This is a genomic window from Flavobacterium hankyongi (assembly GCF_036840915.1).
Taxonomy (GTDB): Bacteria; Bacteroidota; Bacteroidia; order Flavobacteriales; family Flavobacteriaceae; genus Flavobacterium; species Flavobacterium hankyongi.
The window spans coordinates 2,774,803-2,797,007 of sequence record NZ_CP085725.1; the positions used below are offsets into that span (position 1 = coordinate 2,774,803).

At 32.1% G+C, this 22,205-nt stretch carries 20 protein-coding genes; 13 read left to right on the forward strand and 7 right to left on the reverse strand.

Features of this window, described 5'->3' with window-relative positions; all coding sequences use genetic code 11:
* Nucleotides 1-363: 363 nt before the first annotated feature.
* From LJY17_RS12670 to LJY17_RS12700, 7 genes are all read left to right on the forward strand, one after another.
* Complete coding sequence (locus LJY17_RS12670; RefSeq protein ID WP_264544189.1) at nucleotides 364-1,137, forward strand: DUF3108 domain-containing protein; 774 nt, start codon at nucleotides 364-366, stop codon at nucleotides 1,135-1,137.
* A 3-nt stretch (nucleotides 1,138-1,140) separates the two neighbouring features.
* On the forward strand, nucleotides 1,141-2,064 hold the full coding sequence (locus LJY17_RS12675; protein ID WP_264544190.1) for a tryptophan 2,3-dioxygenase family protein: 924 nt from the start codon (nucleotides 1,141-1,143) through the stop codon (nucleotides 2,062-2,064).
* 63 nt (nucleotides 2,065-2,127) lie between these two features.
* A complete protein-coding gene (locus tag LJY17_RS12680; RefSeq protein ID WP_264544191.1) occupies nucleotides 2,128-3,351 on the forward strand; it encodes a M23 family metallopeptidase in 1,224 nt (407 codons plus the stop codon).
* 141 nt (nucleotides 3,352-3,492) lie between these two features.
* Nucleotides 3,493-5,136, forward strand: a complete 1,644-nt coding sequence (pgi, locus tag LJY17_RS12685; RefSeq protein WP_264544192.1) for a glucose-6-phosphate isomerase — start codon at nucleotides 3,493-3,495, stop codon at nucleotides 5,134-5,136.
* Between the two features lie 174 nt (nucleotides 5,137-5,310).
* On the forward strand, nucleotides 5,311-8,076 hold the full coding sequence (locus LJY17_RS12690; protein WP_319800127.1) for a TonB-dependent receptor: 2,766 nt from the start codon (nucleotides 5,311-5,313) through the stop codon (nucleotides 8,074-8,076).
* A gap of 83 nt (nucleotides 8,077-8,159) precedes the next feature.
* Nucleotides 8,160-8,582 carry a hypothetical protein gene (locus LJY17_RS12695; RefSeq protein WP_264544194.1) on the forward strand — a complete coding sequence of 141 codons (423 nt, stop codon included), beginning with the start codon at nucleotides 8,160-8,162 and terminating at the stop codon, nucleotides 8,580-8,582.
* Nucleotides 8,583-8,668: 86 nt separating this feature from the next.
* On the forward strand, nucleotides 8,669-9,169 hold the full coding sequence (locus LJY17_RS12700) for a septal ring lytic transglycosylase RlpA family protein (RefSeq protein ID WP_264544195.1): 501 nt from the start codon (nucleotides 8,669-8,671) through the stop codon (nucleotides 9,167-9,169).
* Here the strand turns inward: LJY17_RS12700 and LJY17_RS12705 are convergent, their stop codons facing one another.
* Nucleotides 9,170-9,637, reverse strand: coding sequence for a CYTH domain-containing protein (locus LJY17_RS12705; protein ID WP_264544196.1), 468 nt, complete (start codon nucleotides 9,635-9,637; stop codon nucleotides 9,170-9,172).
* A 25-nt stretch (nucleotides 9,638-9,662) separates the two neighbouring features.
* Between LJY17_RS12705 and dinB the strand changes: the two genes are divergently transcribed.
* Nucleotides 9,663-10,742, forward strand: a complete 1,080-nt coding sequence (gene dinB / locus LJY17_RS12710) for a DNA polymerase IV (protein ID WP_264544197.1) — start codon at nucleotides 9,663-9,665, stop codon at nucleotides 10,740-10,742.
* Nucleotides 10,743-10,757: 15 nt separating this feature from the next.
* Here dinB and pyk read toward each other — a convergent pair whose 3' ends face one another.
* The 5 genes from pyk to LJY17_RS12735 all read right to left on the reverse strand — a co-directional run bounded on the left by pyk (nucleotide 10,758) and on the right by LJY17_RS12735 (nucleotide 15,226).
* Nucleotides 10,758-12,191 carry a pyruvate kinase gene (gene pyk, locus LJY17_RS12715; RefSeq protein ID WP_264544198.1) on the reverse strand — a complete coding sequence of 478 codons (1,434 nt, stop codon included), beginning with the start codon at nucleotides 12,189-12,191 and terminating at the stop codon, nucleotides 10,758-10,760.
* Nucleotides 12,192-12,194: 3 nt separating this feature from the next.
* Complete coding sequence (locus tag LJY17_RS12720; protein ID WP_264544199.1) at nucleotides 12,195-12,674, reverse strand: IPExxxVDY family protein; 480 nt, start codon at nucleotides 12,672-12,674, stop codon at nucleotides 12,195-12,197.
* A gap of 115 nt (nucleotides 12,675-12,789) precedes the next feature.
* Nucleotides 12,790-13,536, reverse strand: coding sequence for a ribonuclease III (gene rnc, locus LJY17_RS12725; RefSeq protein ID WP_264544200.1), 747 nt, complete (start codon nucleotides 13,534-13,536; stop codon nucleotides 12,790-12,792).
* An 8-nt stretch (nucleotides 13,537-13,544) separates the two neighbouring features.
* Complete coding sequence (gene fabF, locus LJY17_RS12730; RefSeq protein ID WP_264544201.1) at nucleotides 13,545-14,795, reverse strand: beta-ketoacyl-ACP synthase II; 1,251 nt, start codon at nucleotides 14,793-14,795, stop codon at nucleotides 13,545-13,547.
* Between the two features lie 194 nt (nucleotides 14,796-14,989).
* Nucleotides 14,990-15,226, reverse strand: coding sequence for an acyl carrier protein (locus LJY17_RS12735; protein WP_007137004.1), 237 nt, complete (start codon nucleotides 15,224-15,226; stop codon nucleotides 14,990-14,992).
* A 218-nt stretch (nucleotides 15,227-15,444) separates the two neighbouring features.
* Here LJY17_RS12735 and LJY17_RS12740 point away from each other — a divergent pair, with 218 nt between their 5' ends.
* The 4 genes from LJY17_RS12740 to LJY17_RS12755 all read left to right on the forward strand — a co-directional run bounded on the left by LJY17_RS12740 (nucleotide 15,445) and on the right by LJY17_RS12755 (nucleotide 19,536).
* A complete protein-coding gene (locus LJY17_RS12740) occupies nucleotides 15,445-16,014 on the forward strand; it encodes a phosphoribosylglycinamide formyltransferase (RefSeq protein WP_264544202.1) in 570 nt (189 codons plus the stop codon).
* A 9-nt stretch (nucleotides 16,015-16,023) separates the two neighbouring features.
* Nucleotides 16,024-16,503 carry a ribonuclease HI gene (rnhA, locus tag LJY17_RS12745; protein ID WP_264544203.1) on the forward strand — a complete coding sequence of 160 codons (480 nt, stop codon included), beginning with the start codon at nucleotides 16,024-16,026 and terminating at the stop codon, nucleotides 16,501-16,503.
* 105 nt (nucleotides 16,504-16,608) lie between these two features.
* Complete coding sequence (locus LJY17_RS12750) at nucleotides 16,609-17,535, forward strand: PfkB family carbohydrate kinase (protein WP_264544204.1); 927 nt, start codon at nucleotides 16,609-16,611, stop codon at nucleotides 17,533-17,535.
* 102 nt (nucleotides 17,536-17,637) lie between these two features.
* Nucleotides 17,638-19,536, forward strand: coding sequence for an amidophosphoribosyltransferase (locus LJY17_RS12755; RefSeq protein WP_264544205.1), 1,899 nt, complete (start codon nucleotides 17,638-17,640; stop codon nucleotides 19,534-19,536).
* Nucleotides 19,537-20,007: 471 nt separating this feature from the next.
* Here the strand turns inward: LJY17_RS12755 and LJY17_RS12760 are convergent, their stop codons facing one another.
* The gene (locus tag LJY17_RS12760) at nucleotides 20,008-20,613 is read right to left on the reverse strand and encodes a superoxide dismutase (protein WP_264544847.1); all 606 of its coding nucleotides are present in this window, start codon (nucleotides 20,611-20,613) and stop codon (nucleotides 20,008-20,010) included.
* A 167-nt stretch (nucleotides 20,614-20,780) separates the two neighbouring features.
* On the opposite strand from LJY17_RS12760, the gene LJY17_RS12765 reads away from it, so the two are divergent.
* Nucleotides 20,781-22,199 (forward strand): hypothetical protein, encoded by a 1,419-nt coding sequence (locus LJY17_RS12765; protein WP_264544206.1) that lies wholly within the window; start codon nucleotides 20,781-20,783, stop codon nucleotides 22,197-22,199.
* The last annotated feature ends 6 nt before the right edge of the window (nucleotides 22,200-22,205 follow it).

Here is a 22,205-nt window from a genome sequence, read left to right on the forward strand (position 1 = left end):
TTTTATAAACGTCTGATTTTTAGTGTTTTTGTAATTTTTAACTTTTTGTTTTGTTAATGTTATATTAACAAAAAATCATTTTCATTAAAGAATTGTCAAAAGAAAACGTTGTAGTAAGTCATATTTTGATAAAAATATGTTAAAGTTGATTTTTTGTTGGGAATAATTGAACTTCTGCTATACCTTTGCTAAGCAATTGGGAGGGGTGGTTCCCTCTTAATTAAATAAATTTTCATAATTTATAGTTTTTTGGTTGGTTAATAGCATAAAAACTCAGTCAGTAATGACTGGGTTTTTTTGTTTTTTATTAACTTTGGAATGGATATTGTATTCTTACTCAAAAAGAATATAAATTCGAAAAACATGAGACTAAAATTTGCACTCCTATCTTTATTATTTTCAACGGCGGTTTTTGCACAAAAGCCAGAAGCATTTGATGTTGGCGAATGGTTTAAGTTTCGTATCCATTATGGTTTAGTCAATGCTGGTTATGCAGAACTTGAACTAAAAGAAGCAAATCGAAGCGGTAAAAAAGTATTCTATGCGGTTGGTCATGGCTATACTGTTGGCATGTCTAGATTCTTTTTTAAAGTAGATGATTATTATCAAAGTCAGTTTGATAAAGAAACTACAAAACCATATCAGTATTTACGTAAAATTGATGAAGGTGGATATACCAAAGATCAAGAAGGATTTTTCAATCAAGAAAAAAACACAGTTTTAGTTAAAGATTATAAGCATAAGACCGAGAAAACATTTAATGTTACTGAAAATGTTCAGGACATAGTTTCTTCATTTTATTATCTTAGAAATCATCCCAATATTGACAAACTTAAAGTTGGCGAATCTATTATGATTGATATGTTTTTTGATGATGAAATTTATAAATTCAAATTAAAATACGTAGGAAAAGAAAAACTTAGAACTAAATTTGGTAAAGTAAATACTATGATATTTAAACCAATTGTTCAGTCGGGTCGTGTTTTTAAAGAAGAGGAAAGTTTAACGGTTTGGGTTTCAGACGATGAAAACAAAGTTCCTTTACGTATCAAAGCTGATTTGGCGGTAGGTTCTCTTAAAGCCGATTTAGAAGCGTTTAAAGGTTTAAAAAATCCATTTATGGTAATTTCAAAATAAATTATGAGTGATTATTCTGCATTAGTAAACGAAATTGACGAAAAGTATAAAGCAATCAACCAAAAAACCGAAGCTCATCTTGAAGGGCTGCTTTGGTCAAAACCAATAACTTATTGGGATTATATACAAACTGATGCGCTTTTAAGTTTGCAAATTCAAAGAACAACATTACCAGATGAAAATGTTTTTATCATGTATCATCAAATTAATGAGTTGTTGTTTAAAATGATTTTGTGGGAAATCAAACAAGTTTCTTATGCCGAAAAATTAACCACTACTTTTTTTGCAGAACGATTAATGCGTATCAGCAGATATTTTGATATGCTTACCACATCTTTTACCATTATGGGTGATGGAATGGAAGTTGAGCAGTATATGAAATTCCGACATACTTTAACACCTGCAAGTGGGTTTCAAAGTGCTCAATATAGAATGATTGAATTTTGCTCGACAGATTTGATAAACCTAATCGATTACAGATTTAGAGCAACCATTGATAGAAATACGCCTTATGAGCACGCCTTAGAACATTTGTACTGGCAAGCTGCAGGGAAAGATTATCATACAGGTGAAAAATCATACTTCCTAAAACAGTTTGAGGAAAAATACAAGGGTACATTTCTACGTATGATGGAAGAATACAACACCATTAACCTTTGGCGAAAATTTAATGAATTGCCAGAAGCCGATCAAAAAGATCCTGAATTAGTGAAAGCCATGCGCCATTACGACTATACTGTAAATATTACATGGGTAATGGGTCATTACAATGCCGCTAAAAAATATATAGACAACGGAAAAGGGGACGGTGAAGCAACTGGAGGTAGTGATTGGAAGAAATACATGCATCCTCGTTATCAAAGAAGAATATTTTTTCCTGAATTGTTGTCAGAACATGAATTAGCTACTTGGGGTGAAAATGTATAAAAAATTATTATATTAGCATTTTTGTCAAATTTTCCGATAGATTTTGGAATAAAAATGCTCCATTTGAAAAAATACATTACTCTTTTATTAGTTTTATTTTTAGTTGTTTCTTGTAAAGATGATAAGGTCGGGACTAAAGTGCCTGTTAAAAAACCAGAACCAATTAGATATGATTTTGGTTTTAAATTAAACGATTTCAAAGTTGTTTCTGATACCATTAGAAAGGATGATACCTTTGGTAGTATACTAGAAAAACAAAATCTGAATGGGAAACAGGTTTATGACGTAATTGCAAAAGTAAAAGATACTTTCAATGTAAGAATAGTACGTCTGGGTAAGCCTTATACTATGCTTCTTTCAAAAGATAAATCAAAAAGACTTCAATATTTTATATATCAGCCTGATCAATTAACGTATTATGTAATTGATTTTAATGATTCAATAGTTAAAGCGTCAAAAAAATTAAAACCAGTAACTTTTAAAAGAAGAACTGTTGCTGGAGAGTTAAACGGATCGCTTTCGGAGACTCTTAAAAACGAAGGTGTTGCTGCTTCTTTATCAGCTCAATTAACTAGTGTTTTTAAATGGTCTATCGACTTCTTTAAGTCTCAAAAAGGAGATAAGTTTGCAGTTACTTTTACTGAAAGATATATTAATGATACCATTTATGATGGTGTAGATTCTTTAGAGTGTGCTTTTTTCGAATACAAAGGAAAAAAAATCTATGCCTTTCCGTTCAAGCAAAATGCTTCTGATAAAAAAGTTGATTATTATGATGAAGAAGGGAAGGCTTTGAAAAACTTTTTCTTAAAAGCACCTTTAAAAACAGTTAATATTACGTCTCGATTTTCTAAAAGAAGATATCATCCAGTTCAAAAATTTTTCAAGCCTCATAACGGTACTGATTATGCTGCGCCTCATGGTACACCAATTATGTCAACTGCGAATGGAGTAGTTGAATTGGCTGGATATTCAGCAGGAAATGGAAATCATGTTAAGATAAAGCATGATAAGACTTATTCTACACAGTACTTACACATGTCTAAAATTTTGGTCAGAAAAGGGCAACATGTTCGTCAAGGTCAAATTATAGGAAAGGTTGGAAGCACTGGTTTGGCTACCGGACCTCATGTTTGCTATAGATTCTGGAAAAACGGTAAGCAAGTAGATGCTTTAAAGTTGAAATTGCCTAATTCGGCGCCAATGGATAAGAAAAACAAACCTAGGTTTATTGCTTTTATGACTCCATTAAAAAGAGAGTTGGATAGCATTGCTGCCTTGAAATAACTTTGTTTTTAGTTGTAATTAATTCAGATAAAACTATAACGTTTTCGTAAAAAAACTCGCTAGCATATTGATTTTATTGATGATTTTTCAAAACCAAAATTGTAACTTCGTTGTTCATTTAATTGAAAAATCATTAAAAGTATGTCATTACCATCTGTAAATCCTACTCAAACTTTAGCTTGGAAAAAGTTAAAAGAGCATCATTCTGAAATTGCTAGTATTACTATGCAGGAAATGTTTGCTTCAGATTCTGAAAGAGCAGATAAATTTCATATACAATGGGAAGATTTTTTAATTGATTATTCTAAAAACAAGATTAACTCTAAGACTGTTGATCTATTGTTAGAATTGGCTAACGAAGTGGGTTTGGAAAAAGCAATTAAAAGTTATTTTTCGGGAGAAGCTATTAATCAAACGGAAAATCGCGCAGTGCTTCATACAGCTCTTAGGGCAAAAGAATCAGATGTTTTTTTAATTGATGGTAAAAATGTTGTTCCTGAAGTTTTTGAGGTTAAAAGCAAGATAAAATCTTTTACAAATCAAATAATTTCTGGAGAAAAGAAAGGCTTTACTAACAAGTCTTTTACAGATATTGTAAACATAGGAATTGGAGGTTCAGATCTTGGGCCAGCAATGGTAGTTGAAGCACTACAATTTTATAAAAACCATTTAAACGTACATTTTGTATCAAATATTGATGGTGATCATGTAAATGAAGTTTTAAAGAAAATAAACCCTGAAACTACTTTGTTTGTTGTGGCTTCTAAAACATTTACCACTCAAGAAACTTTGACCAATGCCGAAACCATTAGATCTTGGTTTTTGCAATCGGCTAAACAAGAAGATGTAGCTAAACATTTCGTAGCAGTTTCTACTAATATAAATAAAGTAACAGAATTTGGTATCGATGCCAATAATGTGTTTCCAATGTGGGATTGGGTTGGAGGCAGATTCTCTTTATGGAGTGCTGTTGGTCTTACAATTAGTTTGGCTGTTGGTTTTGATAATTTTGACCAACTTTTATCAGGAGCCCATAAAATGGATGTACACTTTAAAGAAGAATCTTTCGATAAAAACATTCCAGTTGTATTAGCGTTACTAACTATTTGGTACAATAATTTTTTTGGTGCCGAAAGTGAAGCTTTAATTCCGTATTCACAATATTTGCAAAAATTAGCACCATACCTTCAACAGGGAATTATGGAAAGTAATGGTAAAAGCGTAGATAGAAACGGTAAATTAGTTGACTATGAAACAGGAACCATTATTTGGGGTGAACCAGGAACAAATTCACAGCATGCTTTTTTCCAATTAATACATCAAGGAACAAAACTAATTCCAACTGATTTTATTGGATTTGTTAAACCACTATATGGAGATGAAAATCACCATAACAAATTGATGTCTAATTTTTTCGCTCAAACTGAGGCATTATTAAATGGTAAAACTCAAACTCAAGTTAAAGAGGAATTTGTTAAGCAAGGAATAACTAGTGAACAAGCAAGTTTCTTACTGCCTTATAAAGTTTTTTCTGGAGATAAGCCTACAAACACAATATTAGCAAAATCATTGACACCAGAAACTTTAGGTTCTCTAATTTCTATGTACGAACATAAAATTTTCGTACAAGGAATTATCTGGAATATATTTAGTTATGATCAATGGGGTGTTGAATTAGGAAAGCAATTGGCGAATTCAATTTTAAATGAAATTAATAATTCTGCAATAAAAAGTCATGATTCTTCAACAAACTTTTTATTAAATTATTATCAAAAAAATCGTTAAAACGGAAGTATTTAATATTTTATATAAAAAACAATCTTAATCGTTGATAATTAGTTAATAAAGCTCATTTTAACTTCTTCATATGCGTGCATAATGTTAACATTAAATTAACATTGAGCTGAAAAATTTGTGTGAATTTTGCTCCAAACAAAAATAAATAACACAATGATGAACATGAAAAAATGGCTTTTAACAGCTTTGTTTTTCTTGAGTATTACAACGGTATTTGCTCAAGGAAAAATTTCAGGAATTATTCAAGATAACAATGGAGCTCTTCCAGGAGCAAATGTTGTTATCGAAGGAACTTCTACAGGAACTTCTACAAGTTTTGATGGGACTTTCTCTCTAAATGCAGCAACATCAAAAGGAAATGTTGTTGTTTCTTTTTTAGGTTTTACTTCAAAAACCATTCCTTTCACAATCGTAAATGGTCAAGCAGATCTTGGAACAATTGTTTTATCTGACGAAGGCAATGTATTAGGAGAAGTAGTTATTACTTCTACAGTAATTGATGTGGCTAAAGACAGAAAAACACCAGTTGCTGTTTCAACTATTAAAGCATCAGAGATCAAAGAAAAATTAGGAAACCAAGAATTCCCGGAAATGCTAGCTAATACTCCATCGGTTTATGCTACTAAATCAGGAGGAGGTTTTGGTGATTCAAGAATCAATATTCGTGGATTTGCTCAGGAAAATATTGCAGTAATGGTTAATGGTATGCCAGTAAATGATATGGAGAACAGTGCTGTTTTCTGGAGTAACTGGGCAGGTTTGTCTGATGTTACATCTGCAATGCAAGTGCAAAGAGGTTTAGGATCTTCTAAGTTAGCAATATCTTCTGTTGGAGGGACTATTAATATTATTACTAGAACTTCTGATATGAAAGAAGGAGGTTCTTTCACAGCAACATTGGGTAATAATGACTATATTAAAACTGTTGGTTCTTATTCTACAGGTAAAATGAAAAATGGTTTGTCTGCATCAATTTTGTTAGGAAATGCTCAAGGTAATATGTATGCTGACGGTACTCAATTTTCTGCACAAAACTATTTTATTGGTTTAGGATATGAAATCAACGATAAGCATGATTTGCAATTTACTTTTACAGGAGCTCCACAATGGCATAACCAAAGAAGTGCTGCTCCAACTATAGCTCAATATTTAAAATATGGAGGAGGAAGTGAGCCTAATAGAAAATACAACTCAGATTGGGGTGTTTTAAATGGTGAACAATATAGTTTTAGAACTAATTTCTACCATAAGCCTATCGCTTCATTAAATTATAACTGGAAAATTAATGATAAAACCAAACTCTCAACAGTATTTTATGGTTCTTGGGGACGTGGAGGAGGATCTAATGGAGCAGGAGCTATCAGAGGTAATAGATTTTTTGCAGATAATTTGAGATTGACTGACGGAACTATTAATATGAATTTAATCCAAGCTTGGAACTCAGGTTATCCAACATCACTTGGAACTAGATCACAAGTAGGAGGAGCTTATCAAAATAGTGCTTCAACTTCTAACAACCTAACAAACGGTATTTCAAAAATTTCTTCTGTAAACTCACATGATTGGTATGGTGGAATTATTAATTTGAATAGAAAATTAAGCGAAAGCTTTACATTAGATTTTGGTTTAGATGCGAGAACATATAGAGGATACCATTTTCAAGTATTAAATGATCTTATTGGGGCTACAAATTATTCAGATAATTTTGATGTTAACAATGTTAATGACGCAGGTGTACAACAGCCAAGAATTTTGTCGGAAACTTATTCTACAAGACCAAGTTTTAACCCTCTTACTGATGTGAAAGGTCAAGAAAAAATAAACTATAATAATGATGGTTTAGTTAGATGGTATGGTGCCTTTACTCAATTAGAATATACTCAAGGAAACTTGTCTGCATTTGTGCAAGGAGCAATTTCTCAACAAGGATTTAAACGAGTTGATTATTTTAAATACAAATCTAGTGATCCATTAAGCTCAACTGATTTTGAAAATATTCTTGGAGGAAATGTAAAAGGAGGAGCAAATTATAATATTAATGAAAAACACAACGTGTTTTTAAATGCAGGTTATTATTCTAAACAACCTTTCTTTAATGCTGTATATCCTAATAATGCATCTTTAGTTAATGGTAATTTAGTAAATGAGAAAATTTTAGGATTTGAAGCAGGTTATGGATTCCGTTCTTCAATATTTAATGCAAACTTAAATTTATATCACACTACTTGGAAAGATAGATACCAACGTTCTACAGACAATGCTGCAGATAATCCAGGGGGATATTATGACTTTGCTGGGATTACAGAAATTCACTCTGGTGTTGAGTTAGATGTAAATGCTAGAATTATGGATAAGTTAAGATTGAATGGTATGTTCTCTTATGGTAACTGGGTATATGATGGAAATAGTACTAGTAATAGATATGACGCAAATAATGCACCTATTGCAGGAGGTACTTCTCAGACTCTATATTTAGATAAAGTTAAGGTAGGGAATGTTGCTCAAATGACAGCGTCTGTTGGTGCTGATTATGAAGTAGTTAAAAATTTAAGATTTGATGCTAATTATCGTTTTTCTGATAAATTGTATGCTTTTATTTCACCTGGTAGCTTTTCTGTAGAAGGACATAAAGGATCTTTGGAATTACCATCTTATGGATTGCTTGATACAGGTGTGTCATTTAAAATTCATAGAACTAAGGATAGTAAAGATTCATTTAATTTAAGACTTAATATAAACAATTTATTAGACGAAGTTTATATTGCTGAGTCTAGATCAAATATTTTTGCTGATGATAAAGTTAGTACAGCAGCTAATGCTCCTACTTATCAACAAGCAGGAAGAACATATGATGGAGTTGCAGATGCAAATACTGTTTACTTCGGTTATGGTAGAACTTGGAACTTAACTTTCCGTTACGAATTCTAATAATTAGTAATCAATAATTTAGAAAAACCATTCGCATTGCGAATGGTTTTTTACTTATATTTGTTTAAACTAAAACAAACAAAATGTACGAATTTATTCAAAAATTTCACTCGGGTTGGGCTTATTTAGCGTTGTTATTATTAGTTGTAGCAGTGGTTAATAGTGTAATCGGTTTCTCTTCAAAAAAAGAATTTACTGCAAAGGATAGAAAGATTGCTTTATTTGGTTTGATTGCTACTCATATACAATTAGTAGTAGGACTTATCCTTTACTTTGTTTCTCCGTTAGGATTGGCTGGTTTTAATATGAAAGATGCTGCATTAAGGCTGACTTCGATGGAGCATCCATTAATAAACATTATTGCCATAGTTTTAATTACTATTGGTTGGTCAAAACATAAAAGACAGTCAGACAGTACGGCAAAATTCAAATCAATCTTAGTAGGATTCGGATTAGGCCTATTGCTTATACTATCAAGAATACCATGGACTTCATGGTTAGTATAAAAAATTAAAAGCCCTGAAAAGGGCTTTCTTTTTCAATAAGGGTACGGTATTTGTGTAGGAGTGTGTAATGTTAAAAAATAATAATTATGATAAATAGATTTTTATTGGTAATTACCACGATAATAACAGTAATACTTGTTTCAAGCTTTTCATGTAAAAATTTCAAGAAGGATCAGCCTTTGTTTTACATGCCAGTTGATACTGTAAAGCAAGATACAGTTAAAGTTGATACTACCTTAATTGATAGTCTTGTAATTGAAAAAGAAGGAGATTACAATTATAAATTATATAAAAGTAATTCTCACGCATCTTATTACTCCAATAGATTTAATGGAAGGCGCACTGCAAGTGGTCAACGTTTCGATAATAATAAATTTACAGCAGCACATCGTAAATTTGCTTTTGGGACCAAATTAAGAATTACTAATTTAAGAAATAAGAAATCGGTAATTGTTACTGTAAACGATCGTGGTCCTCACGTTAGAAGTCGCGAAATTGATTTAACAAAGAGGGCATTCAAATATCTGGCAGTTAATAAGGCTGCAGGCGAGATGAGAGTAAAAATTGAAATAGCTGTAAAAAAATAATCACCAATTTTTATAAGGATTATTACTCAGATAAGCGTTGTAATAACGTTTGTCTGACGTAATTTCTTGGCCCAACCAAGATGGTTTTTCGAAGGCTTCATCTTCACTTTGAAGTTCTATTTCGGCCATAACTAAACCTTCGTTTTCACCAAAAAAAATATCTACTTCATAGGTGTGTTTGCCTATGGGTATCTCGTGTCGTATTTTGTCTATGATTCCTTTTTCGCAAAGGGATAATAATTGTTCAGCATCTTGGATATCAATTTCTTTCTCCCATTCCATTCTGGTTGTGCCAGCTTCATTGCTTATTCCTTTTATGGTCAAGAATCCTTTGTTGCCTTTTATACGCACACGGACAGTTCTTTCAGGAGTCGAATTTAGATAACCTTGTACAATTCTGTTTTTTGTAGTAGCCAATGTGATAAAATCAAGATTGTTGACTAAAAATTTGCGTTCAATTTCTAACATGAATTAAAGATATTAAATTTACAGTATGGAAGAAAACCAAACGCGTAAAATAATTCATGTTGACATGGATGCTTTCTATGCCTCTGTAGAACAAATGGACAACCCTGAACTAAAAGGGAAACCATTGGCTGTAGGTGGAAATGAATTACGTGGAGTAGTTTCGGCGGCAAGTTATGAGGCTAGGAAGTTTGGCGTGCGAAGTGCTATGAGTGGTGTGCAAGCCAAGCGTTTATGTCCCGGTCTAATATTTGTTAGACCTCGTTTTGCTCGATATAAAGAAATTTCTAAGAAGATTAGAGCTATTTTTAAGGATTATACTGATTTAGTTGAACCTCTTTCCTTAGATGAGGCTTATCTTGATGTTACGGTTAATAAAAAGGGCAATCCTAGCGCTACTTTAATCGCTCAGGAAATTAGGAAACGAATTTATGAAGAAGTTGGGCTTACAGCATCGGCTGGAATCTCAGTAAATAAATTTGTCGCAAAAATAGCTTCCGATTATAATAAACCTAACGGCCAAAAAACAATAAATCCCGAAGAAGTAGAATCTTTTTTAGAAGGTTTGGATGTTAAAAAATTCTTTGGAATTGGAAAGGTAACAGCAGAAAAAATGTACCAACTTGGAATTTATACTGGTTCCGATTTAAAAGCAAAATCGATAGAATATTTGGACGAGCATTTTGGTAAAAGTGGAAGACATTACTATTATTTGGTTAGAGGGATATCTAATAGTGCCGTAAAACCAAATAGAACTGCAAAATCTGTCGCAGCAGAGCATACTTTTTACACTAATTTGACTTCGGAGATTTTTATGGAAGAAAAATTAGAACGAATTGCTGAAGAACTTTCCCGAAGATTACAAAAACACAAAATATCTGGTAAAACAGTTACACTGAAAATTAAATACTCCGATTTTACACAGCAAACAAGAAGTAAAACGCTTCCCTATTTTATTTCAGACAAAGGATTGTTGTTTGAAAATGCTAAAGAATTACTGTATCAGGAGAAAATGAAAGACTCGGTTCGTTTACTTGGAATTTCCCTTTCTAATTTAAATACAGAAATAAAAAAAACCGTAGTGGTACAACTACGGTTTGAATTTTAAGAATATATATTGTTTTTATTCTATTTCAGATATTCTTAACGTATTTACCATTCCTTTGTTAGCAACTGGCATAGCTGCAAGGTTTACTAGTAAATCTCCTTTAGAAACAAACTTACTTTCTTGTGCTATTTTATTGATGTCATCAATCGTATCGTCTGTACTTACAAATTTATCGTAATAAAAGGCATCTACTCCCCAAAGTAAATTTAACTGCGTTAAAATACGGCGGTTTGAAGTAAAAACTAAAATATGGGCATTAGGTCTCCAAGCTGAAACTTGAAATGCAGTATAACCGCTATTTGTTAAAGTCGTAATGGCTTTTGCGTCTATATCGTTAGCTAAAATAGAGGCGTGATAACAAATGTGTTTAGTGATAAAACGATTTGTTTTTATTTGGGGTTGTTTTTGAGGAATTTGCACCAATGGAGAATCTTCAACAGCCTCAATAATTTGAGTCATTTTTTCGATTACCTGTACAGGATAATTTCCAACAGATGTTTCTCCTGAAAGCATCACCGCATCTGCTCCATCCATAACTGAGTTAGCAACGTCATTCACTTCCGCACGTGTAGGTGTTAAGCTGGTAATCATGGTTTCCATCATTTGTGTTGCCACAATAACAGGGATACGAGCTAACTTTGCTCTGTGGATTAATTTCTTTTGAATTAATGGTACTTCATGTGCAGGAAGTTCTACACCTAGATCTCCACGGGCAACCATTAAACCATCACAATGAGCAACAATTTTATCGATATTTTCTACCGCTTCTGGTTTTTCGATTTTAGCAACAATTGGAATTTTATGTCGTGAATGTTTGTCAATTAAATCTCTTAAATCTTTTAAATCTTCTGGAGTTCTCACGAAAGATAAAGCAATCCAATCTACTTGATTTTCGATAGCAAAAATAGCATCCTTAATGTCTTTTTTAGTCAAAGCTGGAAGCGATACTTTAGTATTAGGTAAGTTTACCCCTTTTTTAGATTTTAAAGGTCCTCCTTGAATTACTCTACAAACGACTTTGTTCGCTTTTTTATCGCTAGAAACCGCTTCGAAAATTAACTTTCCATCGTCTAACAAAATTTTTTCACCTGGCTTAACATCTTGTGGAAAAGATTTATAGGTCATGTATACATTGTCAGGAGTTCCTGGTACATCATCAGTGGTTTGGAAAGTTACTAGATCTCCTTCTTTTACCACGACATCTTCTTTCATTACACCAACACGTAATTTTGGACCTTGTAAGTCAGCTAAAATTGCGGTATTGTAATTGTTCTCCTGATTTATTTCACGTATAATTCTAATTCTTTCGGCAACATCATCATAATCGGCATGTGAGAAATTAATGCGAAACACATTAACACCTTCTTCGATCATTTTTTTTATAACTTCTTTTGTGCTGCATGCAGGCCCAAGAGTAGCTACAATTTTAGTTTTTTTACTTGTAGGCATTTTCTAAAAGATTAAATTGTTTTTTGATTTGATATCATTTGGGTCAACTTCATATACTGTGCTTACCAAATCGATTCCTTTTATTTTTGTTATTATTTCTTTGGTTTTAATTTGATTATCGTGCTCGATTTTTAAAAAAAAATCTACTTTTTTTAAATCAGATACCAAATTTACTTGTGTTGTTACGTTGCTATCTTCAAATAAAGAAGCGTTTTTATTTTGCACAGGTAATTCGATTTCTTGTTTGTTTTGAATTAAATCCCAGACCATCATTTCCATTTCATCTTCAAAAGTATATCTTGAGAATGAAGTTTTTTGTTTGTTGATTTCAATTGGGATTTCGTTTTCGTTTTTTGAGAGCATTATAGATAGTGACTGATTTATTTTGAATGCTAATCTATAGTCTTCTAATGTTGTATGAATGGCAATTAATTGATAATCTACCTGATCAAAATCTTCCAGTTGTAATTTGTGGATTGCCATAAACACCTTAAAACAAAATGTAAATATACTACTAATTAAGTATTTAAATAGCTTTAGGGTGTTAGGTTTTTGCTAATTTATTAACGAAAACGATTGAGTTTTTCGTTGTGTAGAATTATTTTGTGTCAATTTGAGATTGAAAAACAAAATAGGCTCTTTTTGAGGCAATTTCTTCGGCTTTCTTTTTGGAAGTTGCTCGAGCTTTTGCAACTATTTTATTGTCAATGTGTAGCTTAACTCCAAAATGCTTTAAATTCCCAGTGCCATTGTCATCATATATTTCGTACTGAAATTGTTTTTTTTCTTTTTGGCACCACTCAATAAGTAAGCTTTTATAACTGATTACCTTTCCTTCTAGGCGATCAATATCTACATAAGGTTTAATGATTTTTTTATGAATAAATTTTTCGCAGAAGGAATAGCCTTTGTCTAAATAAATCGCACCAATAAAAGCTTCAAAAATATTGCCATGAATATTTTCCCCAAAATGCTGAACAGACACCTTGCTTTCTACAAATTCTATAAGTTTAAAGTCTTTACCAAGTTCATTTAAATGTTCTCGTGAAACAATTTTAGAACGCATTTTAGTTAAGTAACCTTCATCTCCTGTTGGTACTTTACTAAATAAATGCGCAGCTATTACAGAACCTAACATCGCATCACCCAAAAACTCTAATCGTTCATAGTTTATTGCATGACCACCTTCGTCGGTTTTATTCATAGAACGATGTGTGAATGCCTTGCGATAATGTTCTAAGTTGTTGGGTTTGAATCCCAAAATTGTAGTGAGTTTGTCAAAAAAAATCCCGTCCTCAGCAGAATGAGAACGGGAAGTTTGAAATATTTTTTTGATAATTCTCATATATAGAATTACTCAGCTTTTTTAAATAAAACGCAAGCGTTATGTCCGCCAAAACCAAAAGTGTTGCTCATTGCTACTTTAACTTCTCTGTTTTGCGCTTTGTTTAATGTTAGGTTTAATGATGGGTCAATATTTTCATCAACTACACTGTGATTTATAGTTGGAGGAATAATTCCATTTTTGATAGCTAAAATTGAAGCAATAGCTTCAATAGCACCCGCAGCACCTAATAAGTGACCTGTCATCGATTTAGTCGAATTGATATTAATGTTTTTAGCATGATCACCAAAAACTGCACTAATTGCTTTCAATTCAGCAATATCGCCAAGTGGGGTTGACGTACCATGGGTGTTGATATGATCAACATCTTCAGGATTTAAACCAGCATCTTGCAAACAGTTTTTTATAACTGCAATCACACCAATTCCTTCTGGATGTGGAGCTGTTAAGTGATAAGCATCTGATGACATACCACAACCACCTACTTCACAATATATTTTTGCGCCACGTGCTTTTGCATGTTCATATTCTTCTAAAACTAATGCTCCAGCACCTTCTCCAAGAACAAATCCGTCACGAGTAGCGTCAAAAGGTCTTGAGGCGGTTTCAGGACTTTCATTTCTTGTAGATAATGCTTGCATTGAGTTGAACCCTCCCATACCAGCAATAGTTACAGCTGCTTCTGAGCCCCCAGAAACAATTACATCACACATACCTAAACGAATGTAATTAAAAGCATCAACTAAAGCATTGGCCGATGAAGCACATGCAGAGACTGTTGTGTAGTTAGGTCCCATGAATCCATTCCTCATTGAAATGTGTCCTGGAGCAATATCAGCAATCATTTTTGGGATAAAGAAAGGATTGAAACGTGGAGTTCCGTCACCTTTAGCATAAGCTAAAACTTCCTCTTGGAAAGTTTCTAAACCTCCAATACCTGCCCCCCAAATTACACCAACTCTATATTTGTTGATTTTTTCTAAATCTAAACCAGAATCTTTAATGGCTTCATCACTTGCAACAATAGCATACTGTGCAAATTTATCCATTCTTCTAGCTTCTTTTTTATCTATATAATCCTCTACGTTGAAGTTTTTTACCTCACAAGCGAATTTAGTTTTGTGTTTTTCAGTGTCATAATATGTGATAGGAGCGGCACCACTTTTTCCGCTTATTAATGCGTTCCAATATTCCTGAAGATTATTTCCTATTGGTGTTAAGGCTCCTAATCCTGTTACTACTACTCGCTTTAATTGCATGTTTAGCTGTTTTTGTTTGATATAAAAAAACCCAAAGTACTTTTAATTAACTAAAAGAAACAATGGGTATTACATAAATATTTTATGATTGTAATACAATCAATGTTTTTTACAAATCTATGAAAAGATTTTGATAAAGACGTAAAAAATAACAACATCTGTAAGGGATTAAGGCTTACAGATGTTTGAGAGTATTATTTTTTAGCTTCTTCGATGTAAGAAATAGCTTGACCTACAGTAGCAATGTTTTCAGCTTGATCATCTGGAATTTGAATATCGAATTCTTTTTCGAACTCCATAATTAGCTCAACAGTGTCTAATGAATCAGCCCCTAAATCGTTAGTGAAGCTTGCTTCTGTAACAACTTCGTTTTCGTCAACACCTAATTTGTCTACGATAATCGCTTTTACTCTTGATGCAATGTCTGACATAATCTTTAATTTTAAATTTTAATTAGTTGGCAAAAATAAAAAATTTATTTAAAACCAAGTTTTTTAGTTAATAAATGTTACTACGAATTTAGAAAATTAATTTAACAAAGGATATCATTTTTAATTATTTGTCATTTATTATTCTTTTTTTTGCGTAATAAAAATTACAGTTGTTGTTTGACAATTACTAGTTTGACACACTTTATAATACTTAATAAATGAAAAGGATTGTAATATTTGCTTCAGGTTCAGGTACTAATGCTGAACAAATCATATTACATTTTAAAAACAATAATCAAGGAAACGTAGTTGGTGTTCTATCTAACAATCTGCATGCCAAAGTTTTAGAAAAAGCAAAAAATCATGATGTTGAGGCTTTCTCTTTTGATAAAAATGAGCTTTCAGATGGTACTGTTCTTAAAATTGTAGAAAGTTTACAACCCGATTTAATTGTGTTAGCAGGATTTCTTTTGAAATTTCCTTCGGATATAATAAGTAAGTATCCTGAATGTATAATTAATATTCATCCAGCACTTTTGCCTAAATATGGTGGTAAGGGGATGTATGGTATGAATGTACACAAAGCAGTTTTAGAAAATAAAGAGAAAGAAACAGGCATTACTATTCATTATGTAAATGAGCATTATGATGAAGGAGGAATTATTTTTCAGAAAACTGTAAGTATTGAAAATTGTTTAACTCCAGAAGAAGTTGCAATTAAAGTGCAAGAATTGGAACATGAATATTTTCCTGTTGTAGTTGAAAAACTTCTATTTTCTAACTTCTAATTTTATATTTTGTCACATCAAGTTCATATTTATACAGATGGTGCTGCCAAAGGTAATCCCGGAAACGGTGGTTATGGTGTTATTATGGAGTTAGTGGGGACTAACTATAAAAAAGAGTTTTACGAAGGGTTTCGATTAACTACTAATAATCGAATGGAATTGTTGGCTGTTATTGTAGGTTTGGAAAAACTTAAAAACCCTGGAATGAAAGTCTTAGTGGTTTCTGATTCTAAATATGTGGTAGATGCTGTAGAAAAAAAATGGGTTTTTGGTTGGGAGAAAATAGGATTTAAAGCTAAAAAGAATCCAGACCTATGGATACGTTTTTTAAAAATTTACCGTAAGCACCAAGTTGACTTCAAATGGATAAAAGGTCATAACAATCATCCTCAAAATGAGCGTTGTGATGAATTGGCAGTAATGGCTTCTCAGCAATCTGAACTTTCTATTGATGCTTTTTATGAACAAGAAAGCAGTTCAATTTTATAGATGTTTTTTAATCAATAGATTGATTGTTTTAAATGGGTAAAATCTAATTGGTTTTTACCAAAACAATGTTGTACATTTGCCGCTTAATTTTTTTCAATTCAATTTATGAATAAATTATTAATTGTTGGAACAGTAGCTTTTGATGCTATTGAAACGCCGTTTGGTAAAACTGATAAAATTTTAGGTGGTGCAGGTACTTTTATCGGACTTTCTGCATCACATTTTAACTTACAATCTGCTATTGTTTCTGTAGTAGGTGAAGATTTTCCGCAAGAATATATCGATTTATTAAAATCAAGAAATATTGATGTAACAGGTCTTGAGGTTGTAAAAGGAGGAAAAACTTTCTTCTGGAGTGGTCGTTACCACAATGATATGAATTCAAGAGATACTTTGGCTACCGAATTAAATGTATTAGCTGATTTTAACCCTGTAGTTCCTCAAAACTATCAAAATTCTGATATTGTTTTATTAGGAAATTTACATCCACTAGTACAATCAAGTGTTTTAAACCAGTTGACTGAAAAACCTAAGTTAGTAGTGCTTGATACTATGAATTTCTGGATGGACTGTGCATTACCAGAATTATTAGACGTTATTAAGCGTGTTGATGTTATTACAATAAATGATGAAGAGGCTCGTCAATTATCAGGTGAATACTCATTAGTAAAAGCTGCAGCTAAAATCCATACTATGGGACCTAAATATGTGGTAATTAAAAAAGGAGAACATGGAGCTTTAATTTTCCATGGTAAAGAAATCTTCTTTGCTCCTGCTTTACCATTAGCAGATGTGTTTGATCCAACTGGTGCGGGAGATACTTTTGCTGGAGGATTTGCTGGATTCATAACGCAACAAGGAGATATTTCTTTTGAAACCATGAAAACAGCTATAATTCATGGTTCTAATTTAGCATCTTTCTGTGTAGAGAAATTTGGTACAGAAAGAATGGTGAGTTTAACTAAAGAAGAAGTACAAAATCGTTTGAAGCAATTTAAAGCTTTAACACAATTTGACATAGAATTATCATAAATTTACGCCTCGATTTTCGGGGCTTTTTTTATTTTTAGAATTATCGAATTTTAGATAAATGAACTGGAATTCAAACAACTATAACTACACAACAACAATACAATGAGTGACGCAATTAAACATGAGTGCGGAATTGCACTTTTGCGATTAAAAAAACCTTTAGAATACTACAAGCAAAAATATGGCACAGCTTTTTATGGCGTTGAAAAAATGTACCTTCTTCTAGAAAAACAGCATAATAGAGGGCAAGATGGAGCTGGTTTGGCTAGTATTAAACTAGATGTTGATCCAGGAGAAAGATACATTAGCCGAATTCGTTCAAATCAAGCACAGCCTATTCAGGATATTTTTGGGCAAATCAATGCTAGAATCAATCAAGAATTAGAATTACATCCTGAATATAAAGATGATGTTGCACTTCAAAAAGAAAACATTCCTTATGTTGGTGAAGTATTTTTAGGGCACGTACGTTATGGTACCTTTGGAAAAAACAGTATCGAAAACGTTCATCCGTTTTTACGTCAAAATAACTGGATGCACCGTAATTTAATTGTAGCTGGAAACTTTAACATGACTAATGTAAAAGAGTTATTTGAGGATTTGGTGCAATTAGGACAACATCCAAAACAAATGGCAGATACGGTAACTGTAATGGAAAAGATTGGTCATTTTCTTGATGATGAAGTCACAGATTTGTACCAAGAATGTAAAGAAAAAGGTTTGTCAAAACAAGAGGCCTCACCTGTTATAGCAGAAAATTTAAATATTGCTCGAATTTTAAAAAGAGCATCTAAAAATTGGGATGGAGGTTATGCAATGGCGGGTATGATTGGTCATGGTGATGCATTTGTAACACGTGACCCCGCAGGTATTCGACCAGCATATTATTACCAAGATGATGAAGTGGTGGTAGTGGCTTCAGAAAGACCAGTAATTCAAACAGTATTTAATGTTCCTTTTGAATCAATTCAAGAAATAACACCAGGACATGCATTAATTATTAAAAAAGATGGAAGAGTGCTTGATGAAAAAGTAAGAGAAGCTTCTGTGAAAAAAGCATGTTCTTTTGAGCGAATTTATTTCTCTCGTGGAAGTGATGCCGAGATTTATCAGGAACGAAAAGATTTAGGCAAACTTATCATGCCATCTGTTCTAAAAGCTGTTGATAATGATACTGACAATACAGTTTTCTCTTATATACCTAATACAGCAGAGACTTCTTTTTATGGTATGGTCGAAGCGGCAAATGATTTTTTAAATCAACGTAAGATATCAGCAATCCTAGAAAATAAAGAGAACTTGTCAGAAGAAAAATTAAAAGAAATTTTATCTGTAAAACTCCGTTCTGAAAAAATTGCGATTAAAGACGTTAAGCTTCGTACATTTATTACTGAGGATAGTTCTCGTGATGACATGGTTGCTCATGTATATGATGTTACGTATGGTGTCATAAAACCAACAGATAATTTAGTGATTATTGATGATAGTATTGTTCGAGGAACTACTTTGAAAAAAAGTATCATCAAAATGATGGATCGATTGAATCCTAAAAAGATTGTAATTGTTTCTTCTGCGCCACAAATTCGTTATCCAGATTGTTATGGTATTGATATGGCTAAATTGGAAACATTGGTGGCCTTTCAAGCGACGTTAGAGCTTCTAAAACAGAATAATAAATATCATTTGGTAGAAGATGTATATGCTAAATGTAAAGCGCAAGAACATAAGCAAGATTCTGAAGTTGTGAATTATGTAAATGAGCTTTATAATCAGTTCACAGATGAGCAAATTTCAGATAAAATAGCTGAAATGTTAACAGAATCATCTGTTAAAGCAGAAGTAAAAATTATTTTCCAATCAGTTGAAAATTTACACAAAGCTTGTCCAAAGAATTTAGGAGATTGGTATTTCACTGGAGATTATCCAACAGATGGCGGTAATCGTGTGGTTAACCGCGCTTTTATGAATTTTTATGAAGGTAAGGATGCAAGGGCGTACTAAAAGGATTACGAAACTGCACTTAATCGACTTTTTATGTAATTAATCGACTTTCTTTGGCAACTGAAACATCAAAATATACTTTTGGCATACCATTACATAAGTAGGTTAAGTTTATGGTAGATTTGGGGCAAAAAAGGTAGAACTAAGCGTCTACCTTTTTTATTTTATTGTTTTCCAATTCTATTTTCTCCTTCAAAAAAAATAGAAAAAAACGCCTAACTAAATTTAGTTAGAAAACAATATTTTTAATCAGATAAACGATTATTTTCTCATTTTGACGATTATTTTTGGTTTACCAAAATCAGCAATATACTTTTACCTCACCATTACATAAGTAGGTTAAGTTTATGGTAGATTTGGGGCAAAAAAGGTAGAACTAAGCGTCTACCTTTTTTATTGAATTTAATGAATTAATAATAATAAAAAAGCGCACTGAAAAACAGTGCGCTTTTTTTATGTAAAGAAGTCTTTTTATTTTGCTTCCGCGTAACGTCTTGCTACTTCCGTCCAATTAATTACATTAAAGAAAGCTTCAATGTAGTCAGGACGACGGTTTTGATAGTTGAGGTAATAAGCATGTTCCCAAACATCCATTCCTAAAATTGGAGTTCCGCCACAACCAACGCCAGGCATTAATGTGTTGTCTTGATTTGGAGTTCCGCAAACTTCTAATTTTCCATCTTTAACACATAACCAAGCCCATCCAGAACCAAATTGAGTTGCTCCAGCTTTAGAAAAAGTTTCTTTGAAAGCAGCAAAACTTCCAAAAGCAGAATTGATAGCATTAGCTAATTCTCCTGTAGGCTCACCACCGCCATTTGGAGACATTACGGTCCAAAATAAATTGTGATTGTAAAAGCCACCACCATTATTGCGAATAGCAGCTTTGGTCATGTCAAGATTTTTAAGAATCTCTTCAATAGATTTTCCTTCTAAATCTGTTCCTGCAATGGCAGCATTTAGATTTGTTGTGTAAGCATTATGGTGTTTAGAATGATGGATTTCCATTGTTCTAGCATCTATATGTGGTTCTAATGCATCATATGCATAAGGTAATTGTGGTAACTCAAAAGCCATATTATTTATGTTTAAAAGATTAATAATTAAATTCATTCAAAATTAAACATTTAACTTTGTAATTAAAATTTTTTTGGCTGGTTTTCCTCCTTTTCCGAACAATCTTTTTATTTTTATAGTCAAGATATCAAGGCAGATTTAAATCTATTTTGATTAACACATTCATAATGCGACACGTATATTCTCTTATTGCAACATTATTATTCTCTTTAGTTGGGTTTTCACAAAACTTTTTTAATTATAAAATCAGTAAACCATATTGTGTGCTTAACTTCATGCAGACTGCAATTGGGTCACATGGTACATCACCTTCGTTTAAAGATTATATTATTACTGGCGGGCAAAGTGATGATGATTTTAAAACTTTGATTGAAGAATATTCTAAGTTAAATTTGAATGATGTAATTAATAGAGGAGGATTTCCAGAAGGAAGAAAACAAAGTAATTCGACTTTTGATTTGTTGATTATGAATGCAGTTTCCTCTAAAGACTTGGAAGAATTTAAATTAAAATGCTTAGGGATTATTCCTTTGGAAACAAATCAAAAGCTATACAAATTGCTTAAAAAAGCAGAAGAAAAGTATGATAATTTAATTTGGTTACAAAACAAAAGTAAAATTGAAAAACAGCTTTTTGAACTATCCAAATTTGAAAAAACAAACGTTGATATATTTAATAAAATAAGAACTTTTTATGATTCTTCTTGGACATCAGATATTCCTTTTCAAGTAGCTATTTATCCAATTCCTGGCGTTAATGGTTTTTCAACAGCAACACCTCATGTAAATAGTTTGTGTGTTGGAGTTTTTACTGATGAAGTTGATCATGCGTCAAGAAATGGAGTTGTGTTACATGAAATGTGTCACATTCTTTACAGAGAACAAAAATTAAGTAAGCAATTTGATATTGAAGGATATTTTAACGATAATAACACGTTGTATTCAAAATTTGCCTATTCTTATTTAGACGAAGCTTTGGCAACGGCAATTGGTAACGGTTGGGCTTATAAATTAATTAATAATAAACTAGATGAAGGAGAATGGTATGCTGATGCAACAATAAATGCATTTGCAAAGGTAATTTATCCGATGGTAGAACAATATATGCAAAAAGGTAAGTCTATTGATAGAGATTTTATTAATGAGGCTAGTAGACTTTTTGCGTATAATTTTCCTAAGGCAATTCAGGACTATTCCATTCTTTTAAACAAAACTACTGTCTATGCAGATGACATGACAGAAATTGAAATAGTTAATAAACTAGGAGATTATTTTCAGGTGTATAGTTTGAATTTATCTTCACCCATACTTCATAAGTATAGTTTTGAATTTATGGAAAATTCAAAAGATACACAATTGTTTATTATTCATAAAAATCAGCAACAAACATTGCTAGAGCTTAAGAAGAAATTTACTCAAATTGATAATTACAAATTTGCTAATCAACCAATGAATTTAAGTTTTTTTGATTCTAAAGGTAGAGCGGTAATTGTGTTGGTTGTAAACAATAAAGAAGAAATCAAACCTGAGTTGTTAAAAATGAAAAAACAAAGTTTTTTTGATATAAAGCAACCTTTACAATATTAGAGCGCC